At 44.3% G+C, this 3,226-nt stretch carries 3 protein-coding genes; all 3 read right to left on the reverse strand.

Annotated features, from left to right (window positions below):
- Positions 1 to 165: 165 nt before the first annotated feature.
- Complete coding sequence (locus HWQ41_RS21940; RefSeq protein WP_292767474.1) at positions 166 to 813, reverse strand: GNAT family protein; 648 nt, start codon at positions 811 to 813, stop codon at positions 166 to 168.
- 277 nt (positions 814 to 1,090) lie between these two features.
- Entirely contained in the window at positions 1,091 to 2,425 is a 1,335-nt protein-coding gene (locus HWQ41_RS21945; protein ID WP_292767475.1) for a GTPase family protein, read from the reverse strand.
- Between the two features lie 319 nt (positions 2,426 to 2,744).
- Positions 2,745 to 2,924, reverse strand: coding sequence for a hypothetical protein (locus HWQ41_RS21950; protein WP_292767477.1), 180 nt, complete (start codon positions 2,922 to 2,924; stop codon positions 2,745 to 2,747).
- Positions 2,925 to 3,226 lie beyond the last annotated feature (302 nt).

The raw sequence follows: 3,226 nt of genomic DNA on the forward strand, positions 1-3,226 counted from the left end.
GGGGCTGGGGGTGGGGTGCAATGACTATGGGAATCACAACTAATTACCCGGACATGATATGACTTGCGATGTAATAGCATGAATTATTTATGCTGTTTACCGAAAAATTGGGTTTAAAGCCCCGTCGTTCTAAGAATACTCTCAGCTTTCCTGTTTCAATTAGACCTAGCTGTTATTTAGTTCCATTAATGAAATATTATCGTGGGAATAAAGCCATTTCTCAAAATTGCTTTGACAGCGCGACCATTCTTTATCTGTCATTGCGAACCAATCGGTATCTCTGTTTTTTCCCCGAACAAACATATGTTGTCGAAAACGACCTTCATAAATGAATCCCATCCTTGTAGCGGTGGTTCGACTCGCATGGTTGAGGGAATTACATTTCCACTCAACTCGACGATAAGAATGGTGATCAAAAAGATGCTGAAGTAGCAAAAACTGTGATTCTGTATTGATTTTACTTTTGTGGACTGAGGGAGTAAACCATACATGACCGATTTCAGCACGACCATGATTTGGTGCGATCGCAAGTAATGCTAGAATGCCCACCTGAGTGTTTGTTAAGTTCTCAAAGACTGTCCAAGTCAGAGGGTCGGATTTGCTTACTATGTTTTTTTCCATCCAGTCTTTCATCGTGGAAGGGCTATCAAATGGGCCGTAAAATAGATAATTCCATATAGCTTCTTTTTCAGGAGTGCCGTGTGAAGCTGCATACAAAGTATCCACATCTCTTTCGGGAATTAGGGGCTTGAGTGTTACAAATTGACCGTTGAGTTGAAGAAATTCCGGTGGTTGCCAAGTTCGGTTTTGCATGATTCTATTGCTTCCCCACAGACAAATAATCTTACATCAAAGGTATGATTCTATGGGCGCTATGTGGGAAATCCAGTGAGTGTTTGCTTTGAAAAACGGATTCTTGAGTCTTAGAGGATGTTTGAAAAGTTGCAAAGTATACTAGCCGGGCGACTAGAAGTCGCGGCTACACGAGACTTTACCTGCCTTTGCAGGTTATGAAACTATTAGTCCACGGAGGTGGACTTTGCCTGTGTAGTAGCGAATTCTATTCGCCCAATACGTTTTAAACATCCTCTTAACGTTTGATTCCTTTAAAACGCTCTTGTGCGGCCTGAAACGCTTCTTGCATCACCAACTGAATTTTTTGGGGATCGGGTTTCTTACCTCCCATTAAATCACCAAAGTAAACGCAAGCTGCTTCCCCTAGTGCCCAGGTATACGCTGCTGCCCAAGAGGCGGCGATCGCACTACCAAAACCTGGTATAAATTTAATTAACTCCCGTGCAATAGCCTGTGCTAAAAAACCACCTGCGATCGCACTCACAACACCTCCCGCCTGAGATGGAGTAAGTGTCTGCCCATATAATTTACCCAACAGACCCACCATTGATACTTGCAAGGCAGTGAGTACGGGCATTGTGGCAAATGGCAGAGGTACAGCGGCGAGGGTGGCAGACATAATCGCAAATGGCAAAATATAACGGCGGGCAGCATCTCGGTAAAGGTTGCCAATTTGCTTGCCAACTTCTTCTTGATCTAATAGCTGATAAATCGCCTGCGCTTCTGCTTGTGGGAGTACTTCTGCCAAGGAATCTCGCAGTGCTTCTAAGCCATAAAATACCGGAGTGTAGCCATCTTCTTCTAAGGTAAAGTCAATTAGTACAGAGTGGTTAGTTATTCCGACGAAGGCTTGTTGTATTGCGGTAAATGCGCGGTTAACTTCCTTATAATCTGGCGGATAGGTGGGATGATCGACGGTATCGGCAGGATAAACCTCATGCAAGCAGGTAACTACCAGCAGACAGGGAATGTCTGGATACTTCTGGCGCAACTGTTGAGCAATTTGTCGCAGCGTCTCAGTTGCAAAGTCATTGATTTTAACGGTGAGAAGCAGGATTCTGGCAGAACGAGTTTCCTGTTGTAAATCGCCAACTAACTCTTGAATGATTGTTTGAGTATCTTGTTTAACATCACCCAATCCCACCGTATCAGTAAAAATCAGTAACGGTAGGTCATTGGAAGGATAGGCATAGCGCTGGGTGTGCTGCGTATGGGGACGAAATCCCTGACCGACAATTTCGGCAGAAACTCCCGTCAATCCCCGCACAATAGAACTTTTTCCGGCTTGGGGTTTACCAATCAGCAGCGCTTCTGTGGTTGGCAGTTCGGCTCTAATTTTCTCTAAAATCTCTGCAACCTGAGTCTCGCTCACACTAAACCATTCAACAACCGTCTGTGCCAGTTGTTCTACGGGTAGGAATTGCGTTAAGCGTGTTGTTGCGTTGTTCCAGACACCACCAATGCGATTTTTCCAGGAATTATCGACCGACTTGGTAGTTTTTCCATCGGTCAGTTGACTCAATTGCTGAGAATCAGTTGACCGTGAGTCAGCATCACGTTGCTCAGTCATTTGCATCCAAACGGTAGATAGCTGTCTTTAATTTAGGACACTTCATGGTGTTTAAGATTGAAATTATGAAAGGGAACAGGGAATAGGGAAAATTAGGCCAGAGACAAGGGGATTGGGTTTCAACCTACCTTACGATACAAGGATTTTTTCGCCCCTCGTGGGCGAAAGCGCGTAGCGGGACGAAGTACGCCTTAAAACCTTGCAACTCTACAAGACGCTACCGCGAACGGGGCGAATTCTGTCTTTTCTGTTAAGAGTTCCCTATTAAGAGTTCCCGCCCTGTTGGCGCAGCCTCTCGTAGACAAGGGGATGGGTCAACCTAGAAGACACTTTTACTTATCTTATAGCGATTCTGAAAAGGATAACTAGTACCGTTAGTAGTGCTATAAATCTGGGCGATCGCCTTCTGGAGGTAGCGCTGACTCACACTCCTAGACGAACCCTCCCCGCTTGCAAGTTTTTTGACGTGCAATGCCATTGTATTGATTGACAATGCCATTGTATCGATTCACAATGCCATTGTATCGATTCACAATGCCAATGTATCGACTGACAATGCCATTGTATTGATTGACAATGGCATTGTATCGACTGACAATGCCAATGCAGTAATCTAATAGGACTTACGCAAAACTACACATGGTAGGGGCAATTCATGAATTGCCTCTACCAGAGAATCAGGGTTTTGACTATTGTTTGCGTAAGTCCTATCTAAAATCCAATATGGTTCAGTTAAGGCTTAATATAAGACTCCTATTTGATTTTTGAACAAGACTCAGTACGGATCTATCCCTTCTTCCC

Origin of the sequence: Nostoc sp. NOS(2021) (genome assembly GCF_017115025.1) — a bacterium.
Lineage (GTDB): Bacteria > Cyanobacteriota > Cyanobacteriia > Cyanobacteriales > Nostocaceae > Nostoc.

Excerpts from the sequence above, each read along its gene's own strand:
- HWQ41_RS21945 (WP_292767475.1), bottom strand. The coding sequence starts at position 2,425 with ATGACTGAGCAACGTGATGCTGACTCACGGTCAACTGATTCTCAGCAA.
- HWQ41_RS21950 (WP_292767477.1), bottom strand. The coding sequence starts at position 2,924 with ATGGCATTGTCAATCAATACAATGGCATTGCACGTCAAAAAACTTGCA.
- HWQ41_RS21940 (WP_292767474.1), bottom strand. The coding sequence starts at position 813 with ATGCAAAACCGAACTTGGCAACCACCGGAATTTCTTCAACTCAACGGT.